Here is a 15,032-nt window from a genome sequence, read left to right on the forward strand (position 1 = left end):
TGCAAGCTTATACACACTTTTCTTCTCAGAAACATGCCTGACAAGCATTTTTTGCGTTTTTTTTGTACAGAATGAGGCTAGTCAGTCGAAAATCCTGCCTATATGATAGCGTTTCAATCATATAGAAGAGAATAGGAAGTATGCTTAATTTGACAAAACCGCCCAAAAACTTGAGCGGCTTTCAATATTTGATGCAAGGTTGCAGATTAATTACTCGACGAGGCATCAAAAGATTCGTTCTATTGCCTTTGCTGGCAAATATTTTGTTACTTGGTGGTTCATTTTGGTGGCTCTACCAGAAACTGGAAAGCTGGGTCCACTGGATATTGAGCAAAGTACCAGATTGGATGCAATGGCTGAGTTATATTTTATGGCCGCTGGCAGTGATTTCTATTCTGCTGATTTTTACTTATTTCTTCAGCACGATAGCGAATTTTATAGCTGCACCATTTAATGGCTTGCTAGCGGAGAAACTGGAAGCGGATTTAACAGGAATCCCTGCACCAGATACCGGAGTTATAGAACTGGTAAAAGATGTTCCGCGTATCTTAAAACGGGAATTAGTAAAACTGCTCTATTATATTCCCCGCGCTCTGCTATTGCTGCTTCTTTATTTCATTCCTGTTATTGGACAAACTGTCGCACCTGTTATCTGGTTTATTTTCAGTGCCTGGATGTTGTCGATTCAATATTGTGATTATCCATTCGATAACCATAAAGTCAGTTTTCCAACAATGCGTAATGCCCTTCGTCAAAATAAAATAGATAATCTGCAATTTGGCGCCATAGTGAGTATTTTAACAATGATCCCTATTGTCAACTTAGTGATTATGCCAATCGCAGTATGCGCTGCCACCGCGATGTGGGTAGATCGCTACCGTGATAAGTATGCAATTCATATTATGCAAAAATATTAATTCAAAGTTATTCTTTTAGACGATAAGAATATATTTAATCTATATTTCCATAAATTGATTGTTGGCGTATTATTAACCGGATATCATCAAAGATATCACTAAAGGGAGTTGAAAAACGAGTATGAGTAAAATTTATGAAGATAATTCTTTAACTATTGGTCGTACCCCGTTAGTTCGCTTAAAACACTTTGGTAATGGACGCATTCTGGCAAAAGTGGAATCCCGTAATCCCAGTTTTAGTGTGAAATGTCGTATCGGTTCTAACATGATTTGGGATGCTGAAAAACGCGGTATTCTGCAACCAGGGAAAGAGCTGGTAGAACCAACGAGCGGCAATACAGGAATAGCACTTGCTTACGTTGCTGCAGCTCGCGGCTACAAATTAACTCTGACTATGCCTGAAACCATGAGTATTGAGCGGCGTAAGCTACTGAAAGCACTGGGAGCAAATCTGGTGCTGACTGAAGGCGCTAAAGGCATGAAAGGCGCCATTGAGAAAGCTAATGAAATTCAAGCCAGTGATCCATATCGCTATATCATTCTGCAACAGTTCAGCAATCCAGCAAACCCAGAAATTCACGAAAAAACCACAGGGCCAGAAATTTGGGAAGATACAGATGGTGAAGTAGATGTATTTGTTGCTGGTGTAGGTACTGGCGGTACATTAACCGGCGTCACCCGTTATCTCAAAAATACCAAAGGTAAAAATATTACTGCGGTTGCAGTAGAACCCGAAGACTCTCCAGTAATCACTCAGACTTTAGCCGGTGAAGAAATAAAACCAGGTCCACATAAAATTCAAGGTATTGGTGCTGGTTTTATTCCAGATAACCTTGATCTCAAACTAGTTGATCGGGTTTTCAAAATCAGTAATGAAGAAGCTATCAAAACTGCCCGTGAAATCACGATGAAAGAAGGCATTCTAGCGGGTATTTCCTCTGGTGCGACCGTTGCAGCTGCGGTGAAACTTTCCCAAGAACCAGACTTTAAAGATAAAAATATCGTTGTCATTCTGGCTTCATCAGGTGAACGTTATCTGAGCAGTGTGCTGTTTGCTGACTTATCCGATGAATAAAAGTATCTGAGTAAATTACTTAGTTTTATTGATAAAAAAGCACCTAAATGGTGCTTTTTCTGTGTAGTAGATCAAACTTTTACACTTTGCCAGATGATTTCTTACAATGGGTTTAGTATTTAACCAATAATAATTATTTCGATGCTCGAAATTAATTAACAGAAGTAGTAGTTTCGGTTAAGGAGTTCTGCGATCTATCTTTACTTCAAACTATCAATCAGAAGCATCGGAAGAAACAATTTTTTAATAATGAATACTCAAGTTAAGATTTATCCACTACACATAATCTTAGCTTAACAGCAGAAATCTAAGTTATTGAGGAAACGTTATGTTCCAGCAAGAAGTCACTATTACCGCGCCAAATGGCCTACACACCCGCCCGGCTGCACAGTTTGTTAAAGAAGCAAAAAGTTTCGCCTCCGACATTACGCTAACTTCCGGCGGCAAAACTGCCAGTGCGAAAAGCCTGTTTAAACTGCAAACTTTAGGACTGACTCAAGGCACCGTTGTGACCATCTCTGCTGAAGGTGAAGATGAGCAAAAAGCAATCGAACACTTGGTTAAATTAATGGCAGAACTGGAATAACAACCTGTTAGCCACAAAGCCAGCCAAGATTCAGACGTTATGAATAAACCGATATTCACTTAGCCGTCCTCCATCCCCAGATAAACATTTATCAGGGGATGTCAGTTTAAATGCATATCCTAAAACAGCAAACCATTTGCAGGCTGGCTCTTTAGAAAATAATTATTAGTAGTTAGGTAACATTATGATTTCAGGCATTTTAGTATCACCAGGCATCGCTTTCGGTAAGGCTCTATTACTGAAAGAAGACCCCATCATTATTAATCAGAAAAAAATCAACCAAGAACAAGTCGAGCAAGAAATCTCCCATTTCAAGCAAGGTCGTGAAAAAGCCTCATCCCAATTAGAAATAATCAAGAACATAGCGGCAAAAAACCTCGGAGAAGAAAAAGCTGAAATCTTCGAAGGACACATCATGCTGCTGGAAGATGAAGAACTTGAACAAGAAATTATTTCGTTAATCAAAAATGATCTCAAAACTGCGGATGCTGCGGTTTATTCCGTTATTGAAACTCAAGCCCATGCCCTTGAGGAACTGGATGATGAATACCTGAAAGAACGAGCGACAGATGTGCGAGATATCGGTAAACGCCTGCTGAAAAACATTCTAGGTATGCCTATTGTCGATCTTGGTTCAATTTCAGAAAAAGTCGTTCTGGTTGCTAGCGACCTAACCCCCTCTGAAACTGCACAGCTCAATCTGGAAAAAGTGCTTGGTTTCATTACTGATTTCGGTGGCCGCACTTCCCACACATCAATCATGGCCCGTTCCCTTGAGCTTCCGGCAATTGTCGGTACGACTAACTCAACAACAGAAATCCAGAATGGTGATTACCTAATCCTGGATGCGGTAAATAACCATATTTATGTCAACCCATCCGATACAAAAATTGAGCAGTTAAAGAAAACCAAAAACGAATATCTGGCAGAAAAAACTGAACTTGCGAAACTGAAAGATTTGCCAGCAATTACGCTTGATGGCCATCAAGTTGAAGTCTGCGCCAATATCGGAACTGTTCGGGATGTTGCTGGCGCTGAACGCAACGGTGCCGAAGGTGTCGGTTTATACCGCACAGAATTTTTGTTTATGGATCGTGATTCATTGCCAACAGAGGAAGAACAATTCCAGGCTTATAAAGCTGTTGCTGAGGCAATGGGCAGCCAAGCGGTTATTATACGCACGATGGATATCGGCGGTGACAAAGATCTGCCCTATATGAATCTACCGAAAGAAGAGAATCCATTCCTCGGTTGGCGTGCAATTCGCATTTGCCTTGATCGAAAAGAGATCTTACATTCTCAGTTACGTGCTATTTTACGTGCATCTGCTTTCGGTAAATTACGTATTATGTTTCCAATGATTATTTCTGTAGAAGAAGTACGGGAGCTGAAAGCAGAACTTGAATTACTGAAAGGTCAATTACGTGAAGAAGGCAAAAAATTCAATGAAGCAATTGAAGTGGGTGTGATGGTTGAAACACCAGCTTCAGCGGTTATTGCTCGTCACCTGGCAAAAGAAGTTGACTTTTTCAGTATTGGGACAAACGATTTAACTCAGTATACTCTCGCTGTAGACCGTGGTAACGAGTTGATTTCTCATCTTTATAACCCGATGCTACCAGCAGTATTGAGCCTGATTAAGCAAACCATCGATGCTTCACACGCTGAAGGTAAATGGACGGGGATGTGTGGCGAGCTTGCGGGTGATGAACGTGCTACACTGTTGTTATTAGGTATGGGGCTAGATGAGTTTAGTATGAGTGCAATTTCTATTCCCGGCATCAAAAAAATTATTCGTAATACTCGTTACGAAGATGCAAAGGCACTGGCTGATCAAGCCCTTTCTCAGCCAACTGCCAAGGAATTGATGGAGTTAGTTGATACTTTCATCAAAGAAAAAACACTTTGCTAACAATATCGGTTAAAACGCGGTCCAGTATAAACAATTAGGAGAAGATTCATGGGTCTGTTTGATAAACTGAAATCTCTGGTTTCAGATGATAAAAAAAACAGCGGCACTATTGAAATAATCGCGCCTTTGTCTGGTGAGATTGTCAATATTGAAGATGTTCCAGATGTTGTTTTCGCCGAGAAAATTGTCGGTGACGGTATCGCTATAAAACCTGCTGGCAATAAGATAGTTGCTCCTGTTGATGGGACTATTGGCAAAATCTTTGAAACCAACCATGCGTTTTCTATCGAATCGGACAGCGGTATTGAGCTATTTGTCCACTTTGGTATTGATACGGTTGAGCTTAAAGGTGAAGGCTTTAAGCGCATTGCTGAAGAAGGTCAACGTGTGCAGAAGGGAGATTTAGTTTTGGAGTTTGACCTTAAACTCCTCGAAGAAAGAGCGAAATCAACTCTGACACCTGTTGTTATTTCCAACATGGATGAAATTAAAGAATTATCCAAACTGAGTGGCTCTGTCACTGTTGGCGAAACGCCCATTATGCGGATTAAAAAGTAACAATACGTTCATTTAATATCGAAATACCATTTTCATCTTAAAAAAACAGCCGACAATTGCGGCTGTTTTTTCGTCCCATTATTTAACTTATCTAACCTTCCAATTCAATAATCAGGTAATGTGGGCATCGTTTACCTTTATTGAGACTGTTACTTTTGCCTTTACTTGTTCCAACTTATTGATATCTGCCAGCATAACAGCATTTGGACTTCCTGCTGTGTTCCTCTTTTCAGACTATGATATAAACTCAGAACGATACTGACGGATATTTTAATCAGATTAATTAAATACTCCGGTAGAAAGATATCTGTCACCACGATCACAGATAATTGCAACAATTACTGCGTCCGGGTTTTGAGCTGCCACTTTTAATGCGCCAGCAACAGCACCACCAGAACTGACCCCACAAAAAATCCCTTCTTTCCGGGCTAACAGGCGCATGGTGTCTTCAGCTTCCTTCTGAGTAATATCCAGTACCTTATCCACCAGCTCCTTTTGAAAAATACCAGGCAGATAGGCTGGCGACCAACGACGAATACCTGGGATATGACTATTTTCAGCGGGTTGTAATCCAATAACTTGAACACTATCAGACTGGCTTTTCAAATAGCGACTAACACCGGTAATTGTCCCCGTTGTTCCCATACTGGAAACAAAATGTGTAATACGCCCTTTTGTTTGTTGCCAAATTTCTGGTCCTGTAGTGGTAAAATGTGCCAATGGATTATCCGGGTTATTGAATTGATCAAGAACCTTACCTTCACCATTACGCTCCATTTGTTGTGCTAAATCACGTGCACCTTCCATACCCACTTCTTTACTCACCACAATAAGTTCTGCGCCATAAGCACGCATAGAAGCTTGACGTTCAAGACTCATATTGTCAGGCATCAATAATTTAAGCTGATAACCTTTTACCGCAGCGATCATCGCCAACGCGATACCTGTATTTCCACTAGTTGCTTCAATTAATACGTCACCAGGAGAAATTTCACCTCGTAATTCAGCCTGCTGAATCATTGACAGCGCTGCTCTGTCTTTTATTGAACCTGCTGGGTTATTACCTTCAAGTTTTATCCATATTTCCACACCTAGCTGATTGGTCATTCGTTGTAATTTTACCAGCGGGGTATTACCTATAAAGTGTTCCAAGCTTGCCACAGCTATTACCTAATTTTTATTTAATAGAAAAGCGAAATAACCATATTCAGAAATATATCACAAGACTTTAAATAAAAAATGCTCATCTCCTGGCGGTAAAGAGATGAGCAAATGGTACCAACCAAAATTTAAATTATTATCAAGCGGTCTGGGCTAAACTAAGGGCTTGCAGTTGTTTATCACCAGCATATAAACGCGCTTCAGTACCACCAATAAAATAACGGCTTCCCCTCGCCGGTACTGAGGTTTCATCAAACCAAATAATAGCAACTGGCTCCTGATGCCAACCCAGAGGTTGAACGGAAAGCTGCCAAAAATGCCCACGAGGGCTGACCTCCGTCACCTGTACAGGCAGGGGGCTAGATGGTGTAGGCTGCGGATTCATCATGACTTCCCACGGACGCAGGAAGACATCAACGCTCCCCTGATAGATTGGTGTCACCTTGAGAGGCAAGTGCTGCCCGCCAATCAAAAGTTGAGAACCTTTAATCTCACCACGCAGGTGGTTAACCTCCCCCAAGAATTCCATAACAAAACGGCTTGCCGGATAACGCCATACCTCTTGGGGTGTACCTACTTGTTCAATACTGCCCTGGCTCATGACAACAATCCGGTCAGCCACTTCCATAGCTTCTTCCTGATCATGAGTCACAAAAACGCTGGTAAATTTCAATTCTTCATGGAGTCGACGTAACCAACGACGTAACTCCATTCTTACCTGAGCATCCAGTGCACCAAATGGCTCATCCAGTAACAAAATTTGTGGTTCAACAGCTAGAGCCCTTGCCAGTGCTACCCGCTGCTTTTGACCACCAGAAAGCTGTGACGGATAACGTTCAGCGAGATGAGTCAATTGCACCATCTCCAACAATTCCATCACCTTACGGCGAATAGAAGCCGTATCAGGACGCTTACGTCGTGGAAGTACTGTCAACCCGAAGGCAACGTTATCAAATACGGTCATATGCCGAAACAACGCATAATGCTGAAATACAAATCCAACCTGCCGGTCTTTGGCATGCATGCGGCTAACATCTTGTCCGTGGAAACTCAGTTTTCCCGTAGTCTGTTGTTCCAGACCAGCAATAATCCTTAACAAGGTTGTTTTACCGGAGCCGGACGGACCAAGCAGAGCGACCATTTCTCCGGAAAAAATATTCAGAGTGATATCGCTCAGAACCTGAGTTCGACCAAAATATTTACTGATGTTGTTAATTTCAATACTCATATTCGCTCCTGCTTTAACCATGCTGGCGGTTTAACCGCCATTGCAAAGCACTTTTAACAACCAATGTGATAATTGCCATCAACGCCAGCAACGCCGCCGCGGTAAACGCCCCTACGGTATTGTAATCTTGATGCAATAACTCAACTTGCAACGGCAATGTGTAAGTTTCACCACGAATAGCACCAGATACCACTGAAACAGCACCAAATTCACCAATCGCCCGGGCATTGGTCAAAACCACACCATATAACAACGCCCAACGGATATTTGGTAACGTCACCCGCCAAAACATTTTCCAACCAGATGCTCCTAGCAATATTGCTGCTTCATCTTCCTGACTCCCTTGGCTAAGCATCATTGGCACCAGTTCTCGAACAACAAACGGGCAAGTAACAAATACGGTTACCAACACCATTCCCGGCCAAGAAAACATCAATTGGATATCATAGGATTCCAGTACACTCCCTGCCCAACCATTCGAACCATAAAATAATAGGTAGAGCAAACCAGCCACTACTGGAGAAACAGCAAATGGGATATCAATTAACGTCAGCAAACATTGCCGCCCAGGAAACTGAAAACGCGTTACCAACCAAGCGATCATTACGCCAAAAATTAGGTTTACCGGAACTGTGATCAATGCAATCAATACCGTTAACCAAATGGCATGCAACATATCAGGATCTAAAAGATTCTGAGTGACTACGCCAATTCCTTTAGAAAAGGCTGTCATAAAAATCCACACAATTGGGATCACTAACAGCAAGACTGAAAACAGTACTCCTGTTGCGATAAGTGCCCATTTCCCCCAATTTACAGGAGTCCATTGCGCTATATAAAATTCAGATAAATCGGCCATCAATGCCCCCCAATCCGCTTACCAAAGCGGCTTTGTAAGGTATTAATGCTAAATAGTAATATCAAGGATACAGCCAATATAACTGATGCAATGGCACTGGCAGCTGGATAATCAAATTCCTGCAATCGGATGAAAATCATCAACGATACCACTTCTGTCTGCCATGCGAGGTTACCTGCAATAAAGATCACTGCACCAAATTCCCCCAAACTGCGGGTAAAAGAGAGTGCCGTTCCCGCAATTAAAGCTGGAGATAATTCCGGTAATACTACACGCCAGAAAGTCTGCCAATGGCTCGCACCCAACGTCTGAGCTGCTTCTTCATACTCTGGCCCCAACTCTTCAAGTACTGGTTGAATCGTTCGCACTACAAATGGCAAGCTTGTAAACGCCATCGCTACTGCAATACCCAGCCAGGTATTCACCACTTTCACATCAAAATGCCCAAGCAATGAACCATACCAACCGGTAGCAGAGAACAGGGTTGCTAGTGTCAAACCGGCTACCGCAGTAGGTAACGCAAAAGGGAGATCCATCAAACCATCCAGTAAGCTACGACCGGGGAAACGATAGCGAGTGAGTATCCATGCCATCAACATACCAAATACTGCATTAAACAAGCTGGCAACCGCCGCTGCTAATAATGTGACTTTATAAGCCGCCACCACTTGGGGATTAGCAATAACCTGCCAATACTGTTCCCAGGTCATACTGGAAAGCTGCACAACCAATGCACTCAAGGGCAATAATAAGATCAGACAGGTATAGAACAAACTGCTACCTAAACTCAGCCCGAAACCAGGCAATACCCGTTTACTGGAAACCGTAAACATTACTTATGCCCTTCCGCTAGCAATTGATCCAGCGTAGCGCCAGTATTAAAGTGAATTTTCATCACCTGTGACCAACCACCAAACTGATCTTCCAGCCGGAACAATTTGGTTTCTGGAAAACGGGCTTTCTGCTGCTCCATCACCTCCTGATCGTTGACACGATAATTAAAGCTGGCGATGATCTGCTGTGCCTGTGGGCTATAAAGATAATGCAGATAAGCTTTAGCTGCTTCCTCAGTGCCGTTTTTCACAATATTCTTATCAACCCAAGCCACAGGGAATTCTGCCAGAATATCTACCGGCGGGACGATCACTTCATATTTGTCGTCACCATATTGCTTACGGATATTATTTACTTCAGATTCGAAACTTATCAGCACATCACCCAAACCACGCTCAATAAATGAAGTTGTTGCACCGCGACCGCCAATATCAAACACGGCGACATTTTTCAGGAAACGCTTCATCCACTCGCGGGTTTTCCCTTTATCACCGTGATTTTTCTGTTGCATCGCTCCCCAGGCGGCCAGATAGGTGTAACGGCCATTACCGGAAGTTTTAGGGTTTGGGAAAACTAATTTAATATCCTTACGCACTAAATCACCCCAATCATGAATATTTTTGGGATTACCTTTGCGCACCAAAAACGCCATTGTGGAATAGTAAGGTGAACTGCTATTTGGCAGTCGTTTTTGCCAGTTAGCTGGAATCAAATCACCACGATCATGCAAAATTTGTACATCTGTCACTTGATTGTAAGTGACAACATCAGCCCGCAATCCCTGAATAATTGCCAATGCTTGTTTGGAAGAACCCGCGTGGGATTGTTTAATTAGCAATTTGTCTTGTGGATGCAGTTCATTCCACTGTTTTTCAAATTCAGGGTTAAGTGCAGAAAATAGCTCACGCGCAACGTCATAAGAGCTGTTTAACAGCTCTACAGCAAAGGCATTACTGCTGCCCAATAAAGTTACTGCCACCAGTCCGTTTAGTATTTTATTTTTTATTGAATGCTTCTTCATTGCTCACCTTAGTACCTACCTCAATAGGGGTTATTGGTGCAGGAAAACAAAATAGCCTAATGAATAGGTTCTCAACCTGTGATTTCACTAAAAACACGCCAGTGACTAATGTATCCAGTTTATTTATAACAGGGTAGATAACTATTGCCGTTTAATATACCGAATTGCAATTAGAAAGTATGAAACGCAATAAGCTGACAGAGCAGTAAGTTTTTTAAATGAAAAATGCGGGCCTGCTATGGCGCCGCATATGAGGAAAGAGCAATACTTCAATCAACCATGGCTTTTTATCGCACCCAGACAATACGTTCCACTTTCCAATTTTTCAGCACATCATCAGAAGGAATCAAACCGTCAGGGCCATTCCAGTTGCCTGTAAACAGATAACTGACATTTTTGCTCTGAGGAGATACGCAGATGATCGCTCTCTTCTCTGATTCACTAACCATATTTCGACAAGCACCAAATGCTTTGTTATAAAGCGCCGAGAATGGAGTACCAACCTTTGTTCCCCAGACGGTTTTAACATCTTCATCTAACACTTCAATACGGCTCACTTTTCCATCTGTCTGACTAAACAGCTCTATTTTCAGTTGGTCACCGTCCAATGCTTGAAATACTGTCACCAACTGACCATTCTTAGTCTCCATACCACCGCGTAAATGGTACTTCTCATGCAACCCTTTATCTATCGCGTCTTTACTGATTGCTGTTAGAGCATTTATTTCTCCAACGCCCTGATCTGAAATTTGTAGCGAGTTGCCAAACCAACTAAAAGGCGATAGACCTGACCATGAAAAACTGGATGGCCCTGCACAACCGGCCAGTAATAGCGAACTACCCATTATGACAAAACGTAATCCTGATAAAATGTTAGCTAAAGAAAACTCCTGCATAATTGACTCCTTTTGATTAAATACAGGGATGGCTACTGAGACATCACACCTGATTGTTAGTTTCAGAAAGCACAAAAAGTTTGCTAATATTACTAACAGTGAGTGAATATTGTATTGATTAAATATCACTTATCGGTATTCTTCTTTTCCGATAAAAAACCATCTCTAAAACAAGGTCAACATGATGAAAAAAATATTTACAACCACCGCCTTAATTGCTTTATTCAGTGCACCATTAACAGCGCAAACTTCACATATGCAATCGGGTGGTTTTTCTGGCCCCAATGCAGCACTGACACAAACGCAGACAGCCCCACAAGGTGGTTTTATCGATAACAATGTAAAAATTTCGACCACTGAACAAGCCAAAAATATGTGGGATGACAGTTGGGTCGTGATGGAAGGAAGTATCGAATCCCGTATCCGTGGTGATCACTTCATATTCCGTGATAACGCAGGAGTCATTGAAGTCGAAATTGATCATAAGTATTGGAATGGTCAAACAATAACACCTCAGGATAAAGTCCGCCTTGAAGGTGAAGTCGATAAAGAGTGGAGTTCTTTGACAGTTGATGTAAAAAAAGTGACTAAATTGCACTAATGATTTGTGGCTGAATGACACTCATTCAGCCACATGACTCAACTTAGTATTCCTGATCAATAATCAGACGTTTGCTGAAAATGACACTCTCCTGATGACGATCTTCATATTCCAGCTTTTCACACATATAGAGAGTGGCGTCATTATCCTCTGGAACAATGAAAATTATTTTTGGACAACCACGGGCCATCAGTTTCTTTTCCAACCGGGAAATCAATGCATTTGCAATTCCCCTCCCCCGAAACTCAGGATGAACCCCCAGATAATAAGCTGAACCCCGGTGACCATCATAACCTCCCATAATAGTCCCAACCACTTCACCACCCACTTCCGCGACTAAAAACAGGTCAGGATCATGAGTCAACTTACGCTCAATATCCATTTCAGGATCAACACCAGGATTAAGTAAATCGCAGCGTTCCCATAAGGTGATCACTTCTTCAAAATCATCTTGTCGAAATACCCGAATTTCCATCCCTAACCAACCTGTTTTTATTGAAATAACAATTTTCTCATTATCTCCGCTTTACTCCCGGAATCAATACGAAAATGCGTTCTCTATCACAATAGGTATAATATGGTAATCATCCCATTACAATGAGAAAAGGGTAGTGAACATACCAAACGTTAATCAAATTAAATCTTTTTTCCTTTCATTACAGGATAAAATTTGCCAACAACTGGAACAAGCAGATGGTACAGCGAAATTTACAGAACAGAGCTGGCAACGGGAAGAAGGTGGAGGGGGCCGTAGTCGGATCATGAGAGAAGGTACTGTATTCGAGCAAGCAGGCGCTAATTTTTCCCATGTATCAGGAACCATGCTTCCTTTATCAGCAACAGCCCATCGCCCCGAATTAGCTGGTCGTAGTTATCAAGCAATGGGGGTCTCTGTAGTTATTCATCCTTTAAATCCATATATACCAACCAGCCATGCCAACGTCCGGTTTTTTATTGCAGAAAAAAAAGGTGAATCTCCAGTATGGTGGTTCGGAGGCGGTTTTGATTTAACGCCTTATTATGGTTTTGAGGAAGATGCTATTCACTGGCATACTACTGCCCGAAATATATGCCAGCCATATGGCGAAGATATTTACCCAAAATATAAAAAATGGTGTGATGACTATTTCTATATTAAACATCGTAATGAAGCTCGTGGAATTGGCGGCTTATTTTATGATGACTTAAATACCCCTAACTTTGAATATTGTTCTAACTTTACTCAAGATATAGGTAAGGGCTTTCTTGATGCCTATCTACCTATTGTGGAAAAAAGGAAAACTCTATTATGGGGTGAGCGTGAACGACAATTTCAACTATATCGCCGTGGTCGCTATGTGGAATTTAACTTAGTTTGGGATAGAGGAACTTTATTCGGATTACAAAGCGGTGGACGAACAGAATCTATTTTAATGTCCATGCCACCCTTAGTACGCTGGGAATATGATTATCACCCTGAACCAGGATCTGCGGAAGCTTCTTTGTATATTGATTTTCTTCCAGTAAAAAGCTGGATATGATTTTTATTATGTTAGGAATATTACACTCAATTATTCCTAACTATTTATATTTTTAATATAGCCAATACAAAAATCCTCTATACAACAAATACAACATCTCGTTAACAACCCCTTAACACAAAAGAAGCAGGCTGGCCCTGATGACTATCCGATGGAAACGTGTTTAATATGAAAATGTACCTAAAGAGTACATCTAATTAATAACTAATAATTTATTCCAGGAGATATTTTATGCAAATGCAAAACAATAACTACAAAGGTTTAATACCACCGTACATTCTTCAAAATATTTATAAGAATAACAGTGAAAGTGAAAAAGATAACGTATTAATGACATTAAATCATACCCAGAGTTTAATGTTGGACAGTGTTATTAAAACATCAGACTCTATTGATAATACTGATAATGAAGTTGTCAGCGATACTCTACATCGTAGTATTTATGATGCAAAAAATGAAACCAGGTTACCCGGAACTTTAGTACGAGATGAAGGTGATCCAGATAATGGCGACGTAGCCGTTGATAATGCATATAAATATCTGGAAGCAACTTACAATTTCTACAAAGAAGTTTTTAACCGCAATTCATTAGATGATAAAGGAATGAAATTGATTGCCACCGTGCATTACGGCAAAGAATACATGAATGCGTATTGGGGCAGAGGACAAATGGTGTTTGGTGATGGTGACGGTAAGGTTTTCAATAATTTCACCACATCTATCGATGTAATTGGTCATGAATTATCTCATGGTGTTATCGAAAAAACAGCAGATTTGATCTATTTCTTCCAGTCCGGCGCATTGAATGAATCAATTGCCGATGTCTTTGGCTCACTGGTAAGGCAACATTATCTAAAACAGAAAGCTGATGAAGCAAGCTGGGTTGTAGGAGAAGAATTACTGGCCAAAGGTATTAAAGGCGTAGGGATTCGTTCAATGAAAGAACCCGGCAAGGCATATGATGATCCGCTTCTTGGTAAAGATCCTCAGCCTGGTCATATGGATGATTTTAAAGACTACCCGATTTATAGAGACAATGGTGGTGTTCATGTTAACTCAGGTATTCCTAATAAAGCCTTTTATAATCTCGCGATAAAATTAGGCGGATATGCTTGGGAAAAAGCAGGAAAGATATGGTACAACACACTGCTGGATAAAGATCTTGCACGCGATACTACCTTCTTATCCTTTGCCAAGTTAACAGTTAAACATGCTCGTGATTTAGGTGAGGATGTTGAAAAAGCCGCTATAGACAGCTGGCAAGAAGTGGGCATTAAAGTGAAGGAAGAAGATAAAGATAAAGATAAAGATAAAGGCAAAGACGAAGGAAAAGATAAGGGAGAAACTAAAGTTTAATCTGTAAATATATCGCTGGTTTAATACCAGCGATATTCTATTATTTGTAACACCTAACCTGACAGCTCCTATTAATAAAGAAAGATAGCTAATGAAAGGTGCTAAAATTGTTAACGCCGAATTTCACGCTATACTGTAGAAACGTAAAAATTAACCGTGCAAAACTGGTATATCATGAACAATAAAATCATCGAACTCACAACTGATAGTAAAATCACGATTTCCCTGCAAGGAGGATTTGCTGCTACACCGGGTCTTAGCCAAGATAAAACAGTGAATTTAAAATCATTATCTCCCCACCAGAAACAACTATTTGTTCAGGCTATAGAACGGAATTTTTCTGATTCTATGCCGCTATCACCCTGTCCTGATCAACATTATTATCTGCTCTGTATCATCACCGGAAATGAAGAATATCACTTCATATTTCCAGAATTAGATGCACCAGAAATAATTACTCAAATATGGGATGCCAGCAAAAAGGGTGGTTAATCACCACCCCCTCTCT

The 15,032-nt window shown here is 41.0% G+C and carries 16 protein-coding genes; 9 read left to right on the forward strand and 7 right to left on the reverse strand.

Annotation, left to right across the window (positions count from 1 at the left end):
- The first annotated feature begins 170 nt into the window (after window positions 1-170).
- The 5 genes from cysZ (at window position 171) to crr (ending at window position 5,048) form a co-directional block, all read left to right on the forward strand.
- Window positions 171-917, forward strand: coding sequence for a sulfate transporter CysZ (cysZ, locus tag C5469_RS14515; RefSeq protein ID WP_207629062.1), 747 nt, complete (start codon window positions 171-173; stop codon window positions 915-917).
- A 121-nt stretch (window positions 918-1,038) separates the two neighbouring features.
- Window positions 1,039-1,992: a cysteine synthase A gene (cysK, locus tag C5469_RS14520; protein WP_166307990.1), complete on the forward strand. Its 954-nt coding sequence runs from the start codon at window positions 1,039-1,041 to the stop codon at window positions 1,990-1,992.
- A 328-nt stretch (window positions 1,993-2,320) separates the two neighbouring features.
- The gene (gene ptsH, locus C5469_RS14525; RefSeq protein WP_011145702.1) at window positions 2,321-2,578 is read left to right on the forward strand and encodes a phosphocarrier protein Hpr; all 258 of its coding nucleotides are present in this window, start codon (window positions 2,321-2,323) and stop codon (window positions 2,576-2,578) included.
- A 184-nt stretch (window positions 2,579-2,762) separates the two neighbouring features.
- Window positions 2,763-4,490, forward strand: coding sequence for a phosphoenolpyruvate-protein phosphotransferase PtsI (gene ptsI, locus C5469_RS14530; RefSeq protein ID WP_166307993.1), 1,728 nt, complete (start codon window positions 2,763-2,765; stop codon window positions 4,488-4,490).
- A gap of 48 nt (window positions 4,491-4,538) precedes the next feature.
- On the forward strand, window positions 4,539-5,048 hold the full coding sequence (gene crr / locus C5469_RS14535; RefSeq protein WP_015833547.1) for a PTS glucose transporter subunit IIA: 510 nt from the start codon (window positions 4,539-4,541) through the stop codon (window positions 5,046-5,048).
- Window positions 5,049-5,327: 279 nt separating this feature from the next.
- Here the strand turns inward: crr and cysM are convergent, their stop codons facing one another.
- The 6 genes from cysM to C5469_RS14565 form a co-directional block, all read right to left on the reverse strand.
- The gene (cysM, locus tag C5469_RS14540) at window positions 5,328-6,209 is read right to left on the reverse strand and encodes a cysteine synthase CysM (protein WP_166307996.1); all 882 of its coding nucleotides are present in this window, start codon (window positions 6,207-6,209) and stop codon (window positions 5,328-5,330) included.
- Window positions 6,210-6,348: 139 nt separating this feature from the next.
- On the reverse strand, window positions 6,349-7,437 hold the full coding sequence (gene cysA / locus C5469_RS14545; RefSeq protein ID WP_166307999.1) for a sulfate/thiosulfate ABC transporter ATP-binding protein CysA: 1,089 nt from the start codon (window positions 7,435-7,437) through the stop codon (window positions 6,349-6,351).
- A 13-nt stretch (window positions 7,438-7,450) separates the two neighbouring features.
- Window positions 7,451-8,296 carry a sulfate/thiosulfate ABC transporter permease CysW gene (cysW, locus tag C5469_RS14550; RefSeq protein WP_166308002.1) on the reverse strand — a complete coding sequence of 282 codons (846 nt, stop codon included), beginning with the start codon at window positions 8,294-8,296 and terminating at the stop codon, window positions 7,451-7,453.
- Complete coding sequence (gene cysT, locus C5469_RS14555) at window positions 8,296-9,129, reverse strand: sulfate/thiosulfate ABC transporter permease CysT (RefSeq protein WP_166308005.1); 834 nt, start codon at window positions 9,127-9,129, stop codon at window positions 8,296-8,298. The genes cysW and cysT overlap by 1 nt, the downstream gene beginning before the upstream one ends.
- Window positions 9,129-10,151 carry a sulfate ABC transporter substrate-binding protein gene (locus C5469_RS14560; RefSeq protein ID WP_166308008.1) on the reverse strand — a complete coding sequence of 341 codons (1,023 nt, stop codon included), beginning with the start codon at window positions 10,149-10,151 and terminating at the stop codon, window positions 9,129-9,131. The genes cysT and C5469_RS14560 overlap by 1 nt, the downstream gene beginning before the upstream one ends.
- Before the next feature lie 287 nt (window positions 10,152-10,438).
- Window positions 10,439-11,047, reverse strand: coding sequence for an RpoE-regulated lipoprotein (locus tag C5469_RS14565; protein ID WP_166308011.1), 609 nt, complete (start codon window positions 11,045-11,047; stop codon window positions 10,439-10,441).
- Window positions 11,048-11,231: 184 nt separating this feature from the next.
- Here C5469_RS14565 and C5469_RS14570 point away from each other — a divergent pair, with 184 nt between their 5' ends.
- Window positions 11,232-11,648, forward strand: a complete 417-nt coding sequence (locus C5469_RS14570; RefSeq protein ID WP_166308014.1) for a YgiW/YdeI family stress tolerance OB fold protein — start codon at window positions 11,232-11,234, stop codon at window positions 11,646-11,648.
- Window positions 11,649-11,691: 43 nt separating this feature from the next.
- Here C5469_RS14570 and C5469_RS14575 read toward each other — a convergent pair whose 3' ends face one another.
- The gene (locus C5469_RS14575) at window positions 11,692-12,123 is read right to left on the reverse strand and encodes a GNAT family acetyltransferase (RefSeq protein ID WP_166308017.1); all 432 of its coding nucleotides are present in this window, start codon (window positions 12,121-12,123) and stop codon (window positions 11,692-11,694) included.
- 136 nt (window positions 12,124-12,259) lie between these two features.
- Here C5469_RS14575 and hemF point away from each other — a divergent pair, with 136 nt between their 5' ends.
- From hemF to C5469_RS14590, 3 genes are all read left to right on the forward strand, one after another.
- Entirely contained in the window at window positions 12,260-13,168 is a 909-nt protein-coding gene (gene hemF / locus C5469_RS14580; protein WP_166308020.1) for an oxygen-dependent coproporphyrinogen oxidase, read from the forward strand.
- Window positions 13,169-13,399: 231 nt separating this feature from the next.
- A complete protein-coding gene (prtS, locus tag C5469_RS14585) occupies window positions 13,400-14,524 on the forward strand; it encodes a metalloprotease PrtS (RefSeq protein ID WP_278249766.1) in 1,125 nt (374 codons plus the stop codon).
- Window positions 14,525-14,698: 174 nt separating this feature from the next.
- Complete coding sequence (locus C5469_RS14590) at window positions 14,699-15,016, forward strand: protealysin inhibitor emfourin (protein ID WP_036838225.1); 318 nt, start codon at window positions 14,699-14,701, stop codon at window positions 15,014-15,016.
- Window positions 15,017-15,032: the final 16 nt, after the last annotated feature.

This window comes from Photorhabdus cinerea (genome assembly GCF_011189575.1).
In the GTDB taxonomy this organism is placed as follows: domain Bacteria; phylum Pseudomonadota; class Gammaproteobacteria; order Enterobacterales; family Enterobacteriaceae; genus Photorhabdus; species Photorhabdus cinerea.

Bases quoted from the DNA above. Each gene is read 5' to 3' on its own strand.
- cysK (WP_166307990.1), top strand. From the start codon at position 1,039: ATGAGTAAAATTTATGAAGATAATTCTTTAACTATTGGTCGTACCCCG.
- ptsH (WP_011145702.1), top strand. From the start codon at position 2,321: ATGTTCCAGCAAGAAGTCACTATTACCGCGCCAAATGGCCTACACACC.
- ptsI (WP_166307993.1), top strand. From the start codon at position 2,763: ATGATTTCAGGCATTTTAGTATCACCAGGCATCGCTTTCGGTAAGGCT.
- crr (WP_015833547.1), top strand. From the start codon at position 4,539: ATGGGTCTGTTTGATAAACTGAAATCTCTGGTTTCAGATGATAAAAAA.
- cysA (WP_166307999.1), bottom strand. From the start codon at position 7,437: ATGAGTATTGAAATTAACAACATCAGTAAATATTTTGGTCGAACTCAG.
- cysW (WP_166308002.1), bottom strand. From the start codon at position 8,296: ATGGCCGATTTATCTGAATTTTATATAGCGCAATGGACTCCTGTAAAT.
- cysT (WP_166308005.1), bottom strand. From the start codon at position 9,129: ATGTTTACGGTTTCCAGTAAACGGGTATTGCCTGGTTTCGGGCTGAGT.
- C5469_RS14560 (WP_166308008.1), bottom strand. From the start codon at position 10,151: ATGAAGAAGCATTCAATAAAAAATAAAATACTAAACGGACTGGTGGCA.
- C5469_RS14565 (WP_166308011.1), bottom strand. From the start codon at position 11,047: ATGCAGGAGTTTTCTTTAGCTAACATTTTATCAGGATTACGTTTTGTC.
- C5469_RS14570 (WP_166308014.1), top strand. From the start codon at position 11,232: ATGAAAAAAATATTTACAACCACCGCCTTAATTGCTTTATTCAGTGCA.
- C5469_RS14575 (WP_166308017.1), bottom strand. From the start codon at position 12,123: ATGGAAATTCGGGTATTTCGACAAGATGATTTTGAAGAAGTGATCACC.
- prtS (WP_278249766.1), top strand. From the start codon at position 13,400: ATGCAAATGCAAAACAATAACTACAAAGGTTTAATACCACCGTACATT.
- C5469_RS14590 (WP_036838225.1), top strand. From the start codon at position 14,699: ATGAACAATAAAATCATCGAACTCACAACTGATAGTAAAATCACGATT.